17 protein-coding genes and 1 tRNA gene are annotated in these 15,234 nt (G+C 40.7%); 13 read left to right on the top strand and 5 right to left on the bottom strand.

Translation table 11 applies throughout. The annotated features are described in order from the left end of the window. Positions 1-275 precede the first annotated feature (275 nt). From Q0Y52_RS15895 to Q0Y52_RS15885, 3 genes are all read left to right on the top strand, one after another. Positions 276-2,663: an AAA family ATPase gene (locus tag Q0Y52_RS15895; protein ID WP_297823311.1), complete on the top strand. Its 2,388-nt coding sequence runs from the start codon at positions 276-278 to the stop codon at positions 2,661-2,663. 84 nt (positions 2,664-2,747) lie between these two features. Next, positions 2,748-3,251, top strand: coding sequence for an FKBP-type peptidyl-prolyl cis-trans isomerase (locus tag Q0Y52_RS15890; RefSeq protein ID WP_297823309.1), 504 nt, complete (start codon positions 2,748-2,750; stop codon positions 3,249-3,251). Between the two features lie 369 nt (positions 3,252-3,620). After that, a complete protein-coding gene (locus tag Q0Y52_RS15885; RefSeq protein WP_297823307.1) occupies positions 3,621-3,815 on the top strand; it encodes a hypothetical protein in 195 nt (64 codons plus the stop codon). 123 nt (positions 3,816-3,938) lie between these two features. On the opposite strand, the gene yhbY is transcribed toward Q0Y52_RS15885, so the two are convergent. Next, on the bottom strand, positions 3,939-4,235 hold the full coding sequence (gene yhbY, locus Q0Y52_RS15880; RefSeq protein WP_297823305.1) for a ribosome assembly RNA-binding protein YhbY: 297 nt from the start codon (positions 4,233-4,235) through the stop codon (positions 3,939-3,941). A 106-nt stretch (positions 4,236-4,341) separates the two neighbouring features. Here yhbY and rlmE point away from each other — a divergent pair, with 106 nt between their 5' ends. The 8 genes from rlmE (at position 4,342) to Q0Y52_RS15840 (ending at position 11,722) form a co-directional block, all read left to right on the top strand. Then, on the top strand, positions 4,342-4,971 hold the full coding sequence (gene rlmE, locus Q0Y52_RS15875) for a 23S rRNA (uridine(2552)-2'-O)-methyltransferase RlmE (RefSeq protein ID WP_297823303.1): 630 nt from the start codon (positions 4,342-4,344) through the stop codon (positions 4,969-4,971). Positions 4,972-5,055: 84 nt separating this feature from the next. Then, positions 5,056-7,008 (top strand): ATP-dependent zinc metalloprotease FtsH, encoded by a 1,953-nt coding sequence (ftsH, locus tag Q0Y52_RS15870; RefSeq protein WP_297823301.1) that lies wholly within the window; start codon positions 5,056-5,058, stop codon positions 7,006-7,008. A gap of 94 nt (positions 7,009-7,102) precedes the next feature. Further along, positions 7,103-7,942, top strand: a complete 840-nt coding sequence (folP, locus tag Q0Y52_RS15865; RefSeq protein ID WP_297823299.1) for a dihydropteroate synthase — start codon at positions 7,103-7,105, stop codon at positions 7,940-7,942. Continuing rightward, positions 7,932-9,272, top strand: coding sequence for a phosphoglucosamine mutase (glmM, locus tag Q0Y52_RS15860; protein ID WP_297823297.1), 1,341 nt, complete (start codon positions 7,932-7,934; stop codon positions 9,270-9,272). The genes folP and glmM overlap by 11 nt, the downstream gene beginning before the upstream one ends. A gap of 110 nt (positions 9,273-9,382) precedes the next feature. Beyond that, a complete protein-coding gene (tpiA, locus tag Q0Y52_RS15855; RefSeq protein ID WP_297823382.1) occupies positions 9,383-10,129 on the top strand; it encodes a triose-phosphate isomerase in 747 nt (248 codons plus the stop codon). A gap of 9 nt (positions 10,130-10,138) precedes the next feature. After that, positions 10,139-10,531, top strand: a complete 393-nt coding sequence (gene secG, locus Q0Y52_RS15850) for a preprotein translocase subunit SecG (protein WP_297823295.1) — start codon at positions 10,139-10,141, stop codon at positions 10,529-10,531. A gap of 14 nt (positions 10,532-10,545) precedes the next feature. Further along, a tRNA-Leu gene (locus Q0Y52_RS15845) sits at positions 10,546-10,630 on the top strand. Positions 10,631-11,098: 468 nt separating this feature from the next. Further along, a complete protein-coding gene (locus tag Q0Y52_RS15840) occupies positions 11,099-11,722 on the top strand; it encodes a hypothetical protein (RefSeq protein WP_297823293.1) in 624 nt (207 codons plus the stop codon). On the opposite strand, the gene Q0Y52_RS15835 is transcribed toward Q0Y52_RS15840, so the two are convergent. The 4 genes from Q0Y52_RS15835 to Q0Y52_RS15820 form a co-directional block, all read right to left on the bottom strand. Beyond that, the gene (locus Q0Y52_RS15835; RefSeq protein ID WP_297816919.1) at positions 11,712-13,208 is read right to left on the bottom strand and encodes an IS66 family transposase; all 1,497 of its coding nucleotides are present in this window, start codon (positions 13,206-13,208) and stop codon (positions 11,712-11,714) included. The genes Q0Y52_RS15840 and Q0Y52_RS15835 overlap by 11 nt on opposite strands. A 77-nt stretch (positions 13,209-13,285) precedes the next feature. Next, positions 13,286-13,636: an IS66 family insertion sequence element accessory protein TnpB gene (tnpB, locus tag Q0Y52_RS15830; RefSeq protein WP_297816922.1), complete on the bottom strand. Its 351-nt coding sequence runs from the start codon at positions 13,634-13,636 to the stop codon at positions 13,286-13,288. After that, positions 13,633-13,929 (bottom strand): hypothetical protein, encoded by a 297-nt coding sequence (locus Q0Y52_RS15825; protein WP_297816924.1) that lies wholly within the window; start codon positions 13,927-13,929, stop codon positions 13,633-13,635. Before Q0Y52_RS15825 ends, tnpB begins: the two co-directional genes overlap by 4 nt. A gap of 84 nt (positions 13,930-14,013) precedes the next feature. After that, positions 14,014-14,121 (bottom strand): phage integrase N-terminal SAM-like domain-containing protein, encoded by a 108-nt coding sequence (locus tag Q0Y52_RS15820; RefSeq protein ID WP_297823290.1) that lies wholly within the window; start codon positions 14,119-14,121, stop codon positions 14,014-14,016. 412 nt (positions 14,122-14,533) lie between these two features. Between Q0Y52_RS15820 and Q0Y52_RS19610 the strand changes: the two genes are divergently transcribed. Together Q0Y52_RS19610 and Q0Y52_RS15815 are read left to right on the top strand one after the other, a co-directional pair. Further along, the gene (locus Q0Y52_RS19610) at positions 14,534-14,842 is read left to right on the top strand and encodes a sulfotransferase family 2 domain-containing protein (protein ID WP_366939303.1); all 309 of its coding nucleotides are present in this window, start codon (positions 14,534-14,536) and stop codon (positions 14,840-14,842) included. 110 nt (positions 14,843-14,952) lie between these two features. After that, positions 14,953-15,198, top strand: a complete 246-nt coding sequence (locus tag Q0Y52_RS15815) for a hypothetical protein (protein WP_297823287.1) — start codon at positions 14,953-14,955, stop codon at positions 15,196-15,198. Positions 15,199-15,234: the final 36 nt, after the last annotated feature.

Genomic DNA, 15,234 nt, shown 5'->3' with positions numbered 1-15,234 from the left:
TTAGCTGGCTAGAATACCTTAGCGTATCCCTTGCTAACAATAGTAAATACGTGATTTATTGAGCTTATTTTAAAGTTTTTAGAAGTATTCAGTGATTTAGATCGTAAAGGTTGAATTTTAACTCATAAAAATTCAATCTATGCATTGTTGTTCCACTTTATTTGTATTAAATGTAGTCAGTTATGAATATTCTTTTCGTATACGTTTGACAGTCTGCTGTTTACAGGTTTCACTAATTGGCATATTCCTAATTTGTAGTAATTAAGTCTTTAAACATGCAAAGTAAATATGCCTTAGATCTGCAGCAGTTGACTGCAAAGCCTAGCAGGCGATTGATTAATCAAGCGCTGAAAGATCAACAAGCCCTGAACTCCACTTTTATCGGTCAGGATAGGGCGCGAGACGCTTTATCTTTTGGTTTAGGAATAGAAGCGCGAGGGTATAATCTTTATATAATGGGTGAACAAGCCACTGGGCGCTTTACCTTAGTACATGAATTTATTGATAAATACGTGAATAAGACAGTCACACCTGATGATTGGTGTTATATCAATAATTTTGAAGACGAGCGTGAACCCTTCTCTTTAAAATTGGTGGCAGGAGAAAGTAAAAAGCTGCTCAAAGACATGGGAAATTTGATTGATGAATTATTAGATACCTTTCCGGCGGCGTTCGATAATCCTGGTTATCAGCGCAAAAAGGCGGCCATCACCCGCGAATTTGATCATGGATATGACAAAGCCATTGATGAAGTGGAAAAACAAGCACAACGACAAAGTGTGGCCTTGTATGAAGACGGCGGTACTATCACTTTTTCGCCCATTGTAGATGGTAAACCTGTCACCGACGATGATTTTGCTAAGGCGTCAGATGAACAGCGACAACATTATTATCATTTAATTGATGAGCTTGAGGACAAATTAAGTGAAGCGTTAATCGAATTGCCAAAATGGAAACGTGCCACGGCTGAAAAACTCAGAGCGTTAAAAAAAGAAACCGCAGAGCAGGGAATTAGGCCTTTACTAAAAGATTTAGAGCACAAATATTCATCTGACTTGGCTATTTTAAAATTTTTAAGACAACTAAAATCACATTTGGTAGAAACAGTAGTTGAAGTATTAGCTGACGATAAAAAAGACGATAAACATGACGAGTATGATAAACGGGCCATTTTAGAAGAGCAATATTTACCCAATGTTATAGTTTCACATGAATTAAATAGTGGCTCTCCAGTTATATATGAACCCAATCCCACTCATCAAAATTTGTTTGGTCAGGTTGAATATACCAACATTCAAGGTTCAGTTTTTACCAACTATCGAATGATACGCCCCGGTGCTATGCATCGAGCAAATGGTGGCTATTTGTTGCTAGATATGGACAAACTCATTGATCAACCTTATGTCTGGGAAACGCTCAAATTAGTTCTAAAATTTGGTTCCCTCAAAATGGACTTGCCGCAACATGATGTGGGTATGGTGAATTCTATCACGCTCAACCCACAACAAATTCCCATAGATGTCAAAGTGGTCTTGTTAGGATCACGTGACTTGTATTACACCTTGCAAGATTACGACGATGAGTTTTATGAATTGTTCAGGGTATTAGTAGATTTTGATCACGAAATACCTCTGGATAACAAGACTTTATTTGATTTTGTTGGCAGGGTGAGAGTTCAAGTTAAAGAGCTGGGCTTGCAGAGTATTTCGGCCAAAGCTATGTATCGTTTAGTCGAATACAGTTTACGCTTGGCAGAACATCAACAACGCTTATCTGCGCGCTTTTCGGATGTGATTGAGCTTCTGCATGAAGCTGACTTTTTTTGCAGAAAGCAAAATACGCAAGAACTGGATGTGACCCACATCGAAGATGCATTAGCAGCCAAGACTCATCGTACTGGTCGGGTTAGTGAAGCTGTATTGGACGATATTAAACAGGGCCAGATTCTTATTGCTACACAAGGTGTTGATGTAGGAAAAGTCAACGGCCTAACGGTACTGGAAATTGGCGATAGTATGTTTGGCACACCTGCTCGCATTACGTCGACAGTTTACGCAGGCTCTAATGGCGTGGTAGACATCGAACGTGAAGTTGAACTTGGTCAACCCAGTCACTCTAAAGGGGTGATGTTACTAACAGGGTATTTGGGTCACAAATATGCACAATTATTCCCATTAACGTTATCTGCTAACATTGCCATTGAACAGTCTTACGGACACATCGACGGTGATAGTGCTTCGTTAGCAGAATTAGTCGCGCTGATTTCTGCCTTAACTAAAATGCCTGTCCGTCAAGACTTAGCCATCACAGGCTCAATTAATCAATACGGTCAAGTTCAGTCTGTGGGCGGTGTAAATGAAAAAATAGAAGGGTTCTTTAAACTCTGCCAACATCGCGGTTTAACGGGCAAGCAAGGGGTGGTTATTCCCAAGTCTAATCAAGTTAACCTTATGCTTGACAAAGAAGTGTTGGCAGCAGTAAAGGCACATAAATTTCATATTTGTGTGGTTGAGGCTGTTGATGATGCGTTGGAGTTATTGATGGATAAAGAGGCAGGTGTCCATAATAGTAAAGGTCGATATCCTAAAGGTTCGGTGAATTATATGGCAGTTTCAAGTTTACTTAACATTGCAAATATAGTGGCGGGTGCAGATGATGATTGATGAAGTACTGAGAGGAAAGGTCAACCAATAAAGTTTATTCTGGTAGGATTTTAATACTGAATTTCAAATTTACAAGTTTATATTATGCAAATATCAAAAGGCACAGTCGTAAAGTTCCACTATCGAATAAAAGATTTAGACGGCAAAGAATTAGAGTCTAATTTTAGTGAACAAGCCATTGCTTATCTGCATGGTTACAACAATATGATGCCGGGTATAGAAAAGTCTTTGGAGTCTATGTCAAAGGGAGATTTGCTTGAAGCGGAACTGGAAGCCAAAGAAACCTACGGTGAAATTCAAGCAGATAGCGAACAACGTGTATCGGTTAAACATTTGCACAGTACAGATAAAACTGCAGATAAAAAGCCAAAATGGAAGGCAGGGATGACAGCTGTTGTTCACTCAGAGCAAGGTCAGCGCGAAGTGACGATTGTTAAAGTCGGGAAATTTATGGTGACCATAAATACCAACCATCCTTTAGCTGGAAAAACATTACAGTTTGAATTTCAGGTTGAAGACGTTCGCGCGGCCACTGATGAAGAAATTGAACATGGCCATGCTCATGGTGCAGGTGGGCATCATCACTAATTGGCAGCACTAAGCGTTAATTAAATTACATTCTTACGTTCATATTCGGCCTAACACCATAGCTAATTAGACTATCAGTTATGGTGTTAGGCCGTTATGAGCGAGTTTCCTTTAGTGCTAGGACACTACTATTTGTAAGAGCTTTAAACTAAGGAATTAATACATGATTCATTCATTGAGTGGGTTAAGCACTTACCAAAACTATATAAAAAGACATTTTTGGGATGGCTTACGTGCATTCTAATTTATAGCTGCTGGGTAATTTTTTCTGATAATGCTATTAATCGTTTAATGTATTCAACTATAACCAATTTAGTACTTCTACCGCTTATTTGACCGCTTATTTGGATACAAGCCAATGAAAAAGAAATGGCCAAACGGATTGAATCACCACTTGATTATTTTCAAGTAAGTCGGAGTCATGTAGTAGTGGGTGAAGATAGTTTTCCAATCCATAAGGTCAAACGGGTTGCGATTGACGTTCAAGAAGACATTAGTTATTGCTCGTTGCCCTTCAATCATATCAAACCTGGAGTTGTCTCTTCAGTAAAAATTGTGGCTTAAAATCTTCGGTTTAATTTGAATGTTCAGGCATATAGCAGATTAAATAAGTTAGCATAGAGCCTGTCGTTAATAGGTGACTAAGTCAACAGTTATGACGGTACAGGCTACTCTATGCGTAAAACGTTACTTTCTCGGTATTTCGATTTTCTTTTCGTCACTTTGTTTAAATAAGACCAATACATGCCCAATGGCATGTACTTTGGTGGCGCCTGTTTCTCTGACTATTGCATCCATGATTAAAGTTTTTTCATCTTTGTCATCGGTGGGTATTTTTACTTTTATTAATTCGTGGTGCTTGATAGCGCCGTCTATTTCAGCCAAAACCCCTTCAGTAAGGCCATTGTTGCCCAATTGAACTACTGGTTTTAATGAATGGGCTAAGCCCTTTAGGTACTGCTTTTGCTTGTTTGATAAAGTCATTGATTAGTTTTCTTACAAATTTATTAAAGATGGTTGGTTGAAAAGAGCTATTCTAGCGCCATCTCTGTCTTAATCCAAATTTGAATACAGTGTTTTTGACAGGGCGATGAGCAAAAATAAACAATCTGTTAGTAGCCAGCGTTGGTTAAAAGAACATTTTGACGATAAATTTGTGCAACAAGCTCAAAAACAAGGTCTTAGGTCCAGAGCAGGATTTAAGATAGAAGAAATTCAACAAAAAGATGGTTTGATTAAACCCTCCATGACAATAGTTGATTTAGGCGCCGCACCAGGTGGCTGGTCGCAATACGCGACCAAAGTAGTGGGCAGTGATGGCTTAGTCATCGCTTGTGACATTTTACCTATGGATCCCTTGGCAGGCGTATTATTTCTTCAGGGTGACTTTCGTGAAGAGAATGTTTTAAATGAATTATTGAACAAAATAGGTGGCAAAAACGTAGACGTAGTAATGTCTGATATGGCACCAAACATGAGTGGTAACGACGCAATAGATCAAGCCAAGTCAATGTATTTAGGAGAATTGGCTTTAGATATGTGTCACCAAGTTTTGAAAAAAAATGGCAGCTTTGTGATCAAAGTATTTATGGGAGAAGGGTTCGAAGCATTTATGAAAGAGTTGCAAAAATCGTTTAAAACGCTCAAAACCAGAAAACCTGAATCATCCCGGGCGCGTTCCAGAGAGGTTTATCTGGTGGCGACAGGATATAAATTATAGTAGTCTCAGCTTTAATCACTAATAAGGCGCGAGACGCAATTCATAGAGTCGAATTGACTCTAGTAACAACAGAGGTTTAACAACTTGAGCGACATGGCAAAAAATTTAATCTTATGGCTGGTTATCGCTGTCGTATTGATGTCGGTTTTCCAAAATTTTTCTGGCACTGATTCTAAATCATCCAATACTGATTACACATTGTTTTTACGCGATGTCAGTAATGGTGTGGTTAGCAGCGCTACTATCGACAGAAATTCAGGGCAAATTAATGGTGTAAAACGAAATGGTGAGGCATTCACTACCATTATCCCTTACACAGATCTTGCGTTGATGGACGAGTTGATTGAAAACAATGTAGCAGTTTTTGGTAAAGAGCCAGAAGAGTCATCTCTTCTAACCTCGATATTTATATCTTGGTTTCCTATGCTGCTGTTGATTGGGGTTTGGATCTTTTTTATGCGCCAAATGCAAGGCGGAGGCGGTGGTAAAGGTGCCATGTCTTTTGGTAAGAGCAAGGCACGTCTGTTAGGAGAAGACCAAGTAAAAACCACGTTTGCCGATGTGGCAGGCTGTGATGAAGCCAAAGAAGACGTCGTCGAGTTAGTTGATTTTCTTCGTGATCCAAGCAAATTTCAAAAACTAGGTGGTAGGATCCCTACAGGTATTCTATTAGTTGGTCCTCCTGGAACCGGTAAAACTTTACTGGCTAAAGCCATTGCTGGTGAAGCAAAAGTACCTTTCTTTACCATCTCAGGCTCTGATTTTGTTGAAATGTTTGTGGGTGTGGGGGCATCTCGTGTACGTGACATGTTTGATCAAGCTAAAAAGTCAGCCCCTTGTATTATCTTCATCGATGAAATAGATGCAGTAGGCCGTCAGCGTGGAGCTGGTGTAGGCGGCGGTCACGATGAAAGAGAACAAACGCTAAACCAAATGTTAGTTGAGATGGATGGATTTGAAGGTAATGAAGGTATAATTGTCATCGCCGCAACTAACCGTCCTGACGTGCTTGACCCCGCTTTACTGAGACCTGGTCGTTTTGACCGTCAAGTAACAGTGGGTTTACCTGATATTCGTGGCCGTGAACAAATTCTTAAAGTACATATGCGTAAAGTGCCGTTAGGTGAAAATGTTGAAGCTAGTTTGATTGCCCGGGGTACTCCAGGATTCTCTGGGGCTGATTTGGCCAATTTGGTCAACGAAGCCGCTTTATTTGCAGCTCGCACCGGCAAAAAAGTGGTCGCTATGGATGAGTTTGATAAAGCCAAAGATAAAATCATGATGGGCTCTGAACGCAAAGGCATGGTGATGTCTGAGGCTGAAAAAACCAATACTGCTTACCACGAAGCGGGCCATGCTATTGTAGGTCGTTTGGTGCCTGAACATGATCCGGTATACAAAGTATCGATAATACCTCGAGGCAGAGCGCTGGGAGTGACTATGTATTTACCTGAACAAGACAGATACAGTCACAGCAAGCAACATCTAGAATGCATGATTTCTAGTTTGTTTGGCGGTCGAATTGCTGAAACAATGACCTTAGGTGAAGATGGCGTAACTACTGGTGCATCAAACGATATTGAACGTGCTACCGATATCGCTCGCAAAATGGTTACTCAATGGGGTTTATCTTCGAAAATGGGGCCCATGTTATATGCTGAAGAAGAAGGTGAAGTATTCATGGGGCGCAGTATGTCAAAATCTCAGAATATGTCTGATGATACCGCCCGAGCTATCGATGCTGAAATTAAATCTATCATTGACCGTAACTATGAGCGTGCAGAAAAGATACTGGTTGAAAACCGAGACGTTTTGGAAACAATGAAAGATTGTTTGATGAAATATGAAACTATCGACGCCAAACAAATTGATGACCTAATGGCACGAATAGAACCAAGACCTCCTGCAGATTGGGTGCGTGACAAAAAAGACGACAGCGGCAAACCTTCGGGCGGAGCCCCTGTAGTAGATACAAACACAAAAGATGAAAAGCCAGTTCAGCCTAATGTAGGTAACCCAGGCGACGCAACTAACTAAGAATAATGGGTATAATTAAAACGCTTTGTTGTTTATTCAGCAGGGCGTTTTTTTATGAGGGCTGTTGCCCCGGGGAATAAAAAGTTGAGCGTTTATGCAATGCAAAGATAAGTTTTTAGATTTATCTACACCAAAAGTGATGGGAATATTGAACGTCACACCAGATTCATTTTCTGATGGTGGTGTGTTTAATATGCTCGAAGACGGGCTTGTTCAAGCAGGCATAATGTTAAGTGAAGGTGCTGATATTATTGATATAGGAGGTGAGTCCACTAGACCTGGTGCTCAAAACGTTTCTATACAACAAGAGCTGGATCGTGTTATCCCAATGATTGAGTTAATATGTCAGCGTTTTGATACCATTATCTCTATAGATACCAGTAAAGCTCAGGTGATGACTGAAGCAGTTAATGCAGGCGCAAGCTTCATCAACGATGTGCGTGCGCTACAGGAAAAAGGTGCGTTAGATGCTGCTGTTGCAGCCAAAGTACCTGTATGCTTAATGCACATGCAAGGGCAACCTAGAGTGATGCAGCAAAACCCTTATTATGTCGATGTTGTTAAGGATGTGATAGCATTTTTACAGCAACGTATCTCTATTTGTCGCAAAGCTGGAATTGCTGACGAACAAATACTTGTTGATCCAGGGTTTGGTTTTGGCAAATCACTTGAACACAATTACCATATGTTAGCCAACCTTGAAGAGTTTCAAACATTAAATGTACCTGTTTTGGCAGGTATGTCTCGTAAGTCAATGATTGGAAATTTGTTACAGCGAGAAATGGGTCAACGCTTAGCTGGTAATGTTGCAGTTGCGACCATAGCTGCTCAAAAAGGTGCGCAAATAATAAGAGTTCATGATGTTAAAGAAACAACAGATGCTGTTAAAATAATTAATACAATTAATGCTTGCAGGAATAATAATGAGCGATAAAAAATATTTTGGAACAGATGGTATCCGTGGAAAAGTCGGTGAAAACCTCATTAACCCTGAATTTGTGATGAAACTTGGTTGGGCTGCAGGTAAGGTTTTAGCCGGCCAAGGCACCAATAAAGTATTGATTGGCAAAGACACTCGCATTTCTGGTTATATGTTGGAGTCTGCATTAGAAGCTGGTTTGTCAGCAGCTGGTATTAATATAGTTTTGCTTGGACCTATGCCCACTCCGGCAATAGCATATTTAACTAAAACATTCCGTTCTGAGGCGGGTATAGTGATCAGTGCATCTCATAACCCCTATTACGATAACGGCATCAAGTTTTTTTCTGCCGATGGTATGAAGTTAGATGACGCCATCGAGATTGCCATAGAGGAGAAAATGGACAAACCCATGGAGTGTGTTGCGTCAGATAAATTGGGTAAAGCTACACGTATTGGAGACGCTGCGGGTCGTTATATTGAATTTTGTAAAGGCAATTTTCCTTCTTCATTATCACTTAAAGGGTTAAAAATAGTTGTCGATTGCGCTAATGGTGCAACCTACCACATTGCGCCAAATGTGCTTAGTGAACTAGGTGCAGAGGTCATAGAGATTGGCACAGAGCCAGACGGTGTGAATATCAACCGTAAAGTAGGCGCGACGTCAATGAAGGCGGTAACTGAAAGTGTGCTCAGAAATAAGGCTGATTTAGGCTTTGCCCTTGACGGCGATGGTGACCGCATCATGTTAGTTGATCACAAAGGAAACGTGATTGATGGCGACCAAATTGTCTATATTATTGCCAGAGATGCTCTTAAAAGGGGGCGTTTACAAGGTGGGGTAGTAGGCACAGTGATGAGTAATTTGGGCTTGGAAGTGGCTCTAGGCGCTTTAGGTGTGCCATTTTTACGTAGTAACGTAGGCGACCGCTACGTAATGGAGCTTCTTAAAAAGAAAGGATGGACAATTGGAGGAGAAGGATCAGGCCATGTATTGAACTTGACCGCAGCTTCTACAGGTGATGGAATTGTGGCTGGGTTGCAAGTTTTAGCTGCTATGTTACACGCGGATCTTACCTTGAATGAATTGAGTCGAGGTATGACTAAATATCCGCAGACACTTATCAATGTGAGATTTTCTGAAGGTACCAAGCCACTTCAAGACAAAGTTGTCACTCTTGCAGTGTTAGAGGCAGAAAAAGCTTTAGGCGACAGAGGGCGAGTATTGTTACGTAAAAGTGGTACTGAACCGCTGGTTAGAGTGATGGTAGAAGCGAATGATGCACAAGACTCCAGTACTTGGGCCGAACATATCGCTGATGCTGTGCGTAAAGTAACCGATTAGTCAGGTTTACAGGGCAATATTAGTTTCAGCTACTTGTATATTGTCATAGGGTTAGTTAATATCTCGCGCGCTTTTTTATTGGTGTGATGTAGAACATGACGGAGCATAACGTGCAATTAAATAGTCGTAGACAGTTAGTCGCTGGTAATTGGAAGATGAATGGCGATAAAGCATTGGTTAAGCAAATGCAGGAACAATTTGCTAGTGCCAGTCTTAAAAATATGGATGTTGTGATTTGTCCGCCTTTTCCGTATTTGGGACTTTTTGATGGCAAAGTGAAATTGGGTTCGCAAAATATCAGCCAATTTGACTCTGGTGCGCACACTGGTGAAGTATCTGTTGCCATGCTTAATGAGTTTAACTGCCAATATGTTATTATTGGTCATTCTGAACGACGTGCAGATAACAATGAATCTAACGCATTAGTAGCGCTAAAAGTTGAACAGGCATTAAAAGCTCACTTAACCCCTATTTTATGTGTAGGCGAACCTGAAAATGTCCGAGAAGACGGCACATTATTCGATTATATCGCCGCGCAGTTAGATGCAGTATTGCTGAAAATTGGCATCAGCCAATTTTCCGATGTGGTTTTGGCTTATGAACCTATATGGGCTATAGGCACAGGTAAAACAGCAAGTCCGGCGCAAGCGCAAGAAGTGCATGCTTTTATCCGCGGGCATTTAGCAAAACAAGACGACAATATTGCTGCCAACATAGTTATTTTGTATGGCGGCAGCGTTAAAGGTAACAATGCCCAAGAGTTATTTTCTCAGGCAGATGTAGACGGTGGTTTAATTGGCGGTGCCAGTTTAAATCCAGAAGATTTTTTAAGTATTTGTCAAGCGGCAAATCAGTAGAGGCAGCACATGGTTTTTTATGAAATATTAGTTATCGTTTATTTGATCGTAGCGGTTATGTTGATTGGTTTTGTACTGATACAACAAGGAAAAGGTGCCGGTATGGGTGCATCTTTTGGTAGCGGTGGATCAAATACTGTATTTGGTTCAACAGGATCTGGCAACTTTTTAACTAGAACAACTGCTATACTTGCGACGTTATTTTTTGTTATTAGTCTGATTTTGGGAAATCAAACAGCAGATAAAGAAAAATCTGTAGATGAATGGCAGAACCTAGAAGTACCTGTGGCTGATCAAACTATTGATTCTGATGTGCCAGCGACTGAGCAGTCAATTCCGGTTTCTTCCGATGCCGATGTACCTGTCGCAGAAGTCCCTAAAGAAGACGATGTACCAAATTAGTTAAACGTTAAATTGCGGATGTGGTGGAATTGGTAGACACGCAGCCTTGAGGGGGCTGTGGCTTAGGCCGTGAGAGTTCGAGTCTCTCCATCCGCACCAATTATTAAAAAAGGTCTTGGTATAACCCAAGACCTTTTTTGTGTTGATTCTTTAAAGTCCGGTAAAGTGGTGGCGGAACCACTAGAACGGATATCGAAAAACCGATTACCTTTCTCTCCTAAGATGGATGTCCATTTAATTGCCCTCATGTGAAATTAACTGGATAGCCAAGATAATACGTTAAGGGTAACTCAATAGCTTAAAAGCATCAGCTATGCTGATTTTCAATGAACCTGACCCGAAGATATTTGGGCTTTAGAATTAAATAGTCTGGAAGGCGAAAAGATGATGGTGTTGTCGACTTAATAATTGTGTGTAAGGGCATGGAAAAAACTTCATCTAAAGAACTAGAGTCCATTTTTGGTATGAAACGTTTTCTACCATCGATGGCTATTTTAATGGGGTGTAGCTAGTATTTGCTGCATCACTATGTTAAAAATTACCCCAGTATAAACATTAGGTATTCACATGGACCGTTTAGTTTTGTTTTCTATCATTTTTTTTCTTGGAACCGTTCCGATTGTAGCTATTTCTGCAAATTCCTTTCCGGCGACCTATATTTTACAGGTCTCCAGCAATTTAAGTTGCGAAACCCTAGACATTGAGCTCATTTCACAGGCAGATGATACCCGCCAACACATCAGATATGGCTCAAGCGCCTTTGCCGCAGTTGAGATGCCTTCAGGGTCTTATACTTTTGGTGATGTAACCTGCATGAATAAAGATGATGCAAAAGTACATGATCTGCTTAGCGATAAGATTGCACCTATATATCTTAATGCTGGGCAAGCCTATTATGGGGGGCGGATTATTTTTGAAGAGGTGGTTGCCGTGGATGCAAACGGTTCCCCTGATGTATTGAGCAACTGTCCGCGAGTTATGAGCCGCGCGCGGGGCCAGGGTAGCAATCAATGCCGCGATGGTGTGGGCGTAGATACATCTGCTCCAACCTCAAAACAGATCAATGTTTATCGTCCTGAGGTTACGGATGAGGATTTAGCCATTGTGCGCTCCGCGTTGTCTGCCACAAAAAAACAGTTACTCTATCTGCCGTTAGAATGTAAGCGTCCGGCAATCCCACCTAGTCTTTAGCAAATCGCCATGGTAGCAGTGGCTCGATATCGGTGTTTTGAACCGAGACTTGTTCAAGTAAATGCATCATATAGTCGAACGGCGTTAGTCCGTTTGCCTTTGCAGTTTCTATAATGCTGTACAGTATGGCACTGGCCTTAGCGCCTTTGGCCGTTTGACTAAACAACCAGTTCTTTCTGCCTATGACGAAGGGTTTTATCGCGCGCTCAGCGCGGTTATTATCGATGTTCAGGTGACCATATTGGGTGTAAGTGTTGAGTTTACTCCACTGATTTAAGCAGTAGGTGATGGCTTCGCCTAATTTGCTTTTTGCCAATACCTGCGACTCTGATTTTATCAGCCACGCTTCGAACTGTTTGAGCAATATAGTGCTCTTTTCCTGCCTTACTTTCCGCCTGTTATCAGGTGCACTCGCTTTTATTTGCGTTTCAATACGATACAGCTTTTGAATATGGTTAAGTGCCCAATCGGCTCTGCCGCTAGATTTTTTGCCCTGTGCGGTTTTGGCTTCAACGAATTTACGTCTCGCATGGGCCCAACAGCCTGCGAGTGTCGCTTGGGTTTTGTGGTAACCCGCATAGCCATCCACTTGTAGATACCCGTTGTAACCCTGTAAATAATCCACGGCACATTGACCCGCGCGACTCGATTGATAGTCGTACAGCACGATATTTGGGATGTCAGTATTGGGTAATTTCCCTTCAGGTGAGTCGGCGCCTGAGGTATACACCCACATATAGCATTTCGCTTTATCTTCGCTGACGACTTTTAAGGTGGTTTCATCAGCGGCAATGACGCCTTGCTTAAGTATCAATTCGTGTAAATGGTCATATAGCGGTGTGAGCAAGTCAGCGCACCTCAACATCCAATCGGCCATAGTTTTGCGGCTCAGTTCAATACCGTATTGTTTGAACATCGCTTCTTGACGATACAGTGGCAACCCAAATTGATATTTACTGGTGATTACCTGACTAAGTAAGCTTGGTGTCGCATAACCTTTAGGGATAACTGAAGGTGGCACCGGTGCTTGTTTGATGTGATTGCTAATGCCGTCCTTTTCACATACACGACACGCATACTTAGGACGAACATGCTCTATCACTTTAACTTGAGCAGGGATGAATTCAAGCTTTTCAGTCTTGTCTTCACCTATCTTGTGCAATTCATTGTTACAGCAAGCACAGACTTTATCTTCCTGTGCAATATCATGGATAACCACTTCACGAGGTAATGTTTTTGGTAATGGTTTACGCTTAGGTTTATTGCGTGTGTAGCTGATGTCTTCTTTTTCGACAGGTGTTTCAGCAACCAGCTCTTCTGCTTCATTAAACAATTCACCTTGACCAGGGTGACCTTCGCTACTCGCCCCAAATTGTTTTTGTTGGGCAAGACGAAACTGCTCTTCAAGAAACTGATTGCGACTTTCTAATCGTTCAACTTGCTTGCTAAGCTCGGCTATTTGTTGGCGTAGTTGGGCTTTATTCATGTCACTTATTATAACCCTAAGTGACTGTTTTCAATTAGATTAAAACGTGATCGTTAAATGCTACTTATGATCGTACGTTATAACCCAGAGGCCGTGTAATCCAAGCTGCGATGTCCAACGACATCATAGCCACCGAGCAACCATGTTAACTGCTGCTCACTCAAATTAGTGTGTTTGAGTTGGCCACACTTAGGCCATTTGAAGCGTTGTTTCTCCAACCGTTTGTACCATAATGCAAACCCGGTTTTATCCCAGTATAAGAGTTTGAGTTTGTCTTGTTTTTTGTTACAGAAGATAAATAATGCACCGGAGAATGCGTTTAATGTTAATTCACTTTCGATAATCGCCAGCAAGCCATTAATCGACTTTCTAAAATCAACATGCTCAAGGTGCAAATAAATGTCATCTGGCTCAACGAACATTCTCATGATTGCAGTGCCTTAACGAAACTTGCCAACCAAACAGGCTCGCAAGACGTCGAAAAAGATAACGAAACCTCGCCCAATCTGACAGATACTGATGGTTGAATAGTCGCGTCGATAGCAGACTTGCTAGCTTTTACAAAACGAGGCGGGTTAACTTGCTGTTGTAATCGCCCACGAAATTTATAAAAACTTGATGTGCTAACTCTGTGCTCTTTACAGAAATCAACAATGGCTAACCCACTCGTTTGTTGTTGGCTTATCAATTTCTGCCATTCATCTAGTGTTTTATGCTTCATAATACCTCCCATTACAGTGAGGAAGTATTTTCGAATGAATAATGGATGACTGCTAGGCGTGGATCACCGGACGCTTACATATCTTTAGGGTGACGCTTGCCGTTTGAAATAAATAAATCGCCTAATCCAATGAAGGTAGGCCTTTTCAGTTTTTATGCTATACCTTTTGGTTCGCAAAATAGTTCGAAACATATTCTATAAAAGGTGACTTTGACATAATATTACCCTCTGCAAATCATACTGTTTTTATATACAGATATAATGCATATTTTAAAATAATGCCAAGATTGCTTCCTATTATGTAAATTCCTTAGGTCTCGTTTTGTTTTTTCAAAAATACGCTAAGTTATTCATTTAATTATGGAAAATATTATTCACATAGTTTTTAATAGGAAGCAGAAAAGTCGCGTTAAAGTCAGGTCTCCTTTTGCTTTTCAATTCTTTGCGGTCTTGCTGGCATGAAAGTGAAAAATATCACATAAAAATTAATAGGTAAGTACTGAAATTGACGAAAATAAAAATCAAATCGAGAGTTACATATACGACATGCTCGATAATAAGCGTTTAAATTACAGGATACGTGTTATGCAGATGTCTACTAAGTATGGTATTGCTTTTTTGTGCATGCCGAAAGTGTGCATCAACATCTATTGAAAAGGCTATACAACCATTTTGCAATATAAATTTTTCGGGACATCCCAAATTAAAACACATTAATGCTCAATTATTCTCTGAAACAATATTTTCTGCGCACAAGAAACTGCTTCCAAATGTAGAGATAGAATCTTTCAGTTTGATAAGAGATCCTTTAGAAAGGATGGAAAGCAGGTATCGCTATAAAACTAGAGATGAAATTAAAAAACCCGAATCATCCAAATCATCGAAATTACACCGGTGGCATGAGTTACAATGAATATATCAAAGAATATATTTCTGAAGGAAAAAGGAAGCCATTTGCAAATTTGGCAAGTCAATACGACTTCCTAACTATGACTAATGGTGGAGATTGGCGTAGATCATATAATGCCAATGAATAGGCTAGACTTAGTCGCTGACTTTCTATCTAAAAAAATAGGGCGAGAAATCGAGATACCACATGAAAATATATCACCTAAGTTTTCTACTTCTTTAGACCATGAACTCGAAAAACAACTTCGACAATATTTAGCCGAAGAGATTGTCATGTATGAGTTTATAAAGGGTCATGGAAAATTTAACAAGGCGCTTCACTCGGACAAGCTCCTCGCTGCGCTTAAAGCTTGCCGGTGAGCGCAGCGTTAATGTCCATATTACTGCGATAGATTA

The organism is uncultured Paraglaciecola sp. (assembly GCF_943787955.1).
GTDB lineage: Bacteria > Pseudomonadota > Gammaproteobacteria > Enterobacterales > Alteromonadaceae > Paraglaciecola.
This window is presented reverse-complemented; position numbering and strand designations above follow the sequence as displayed.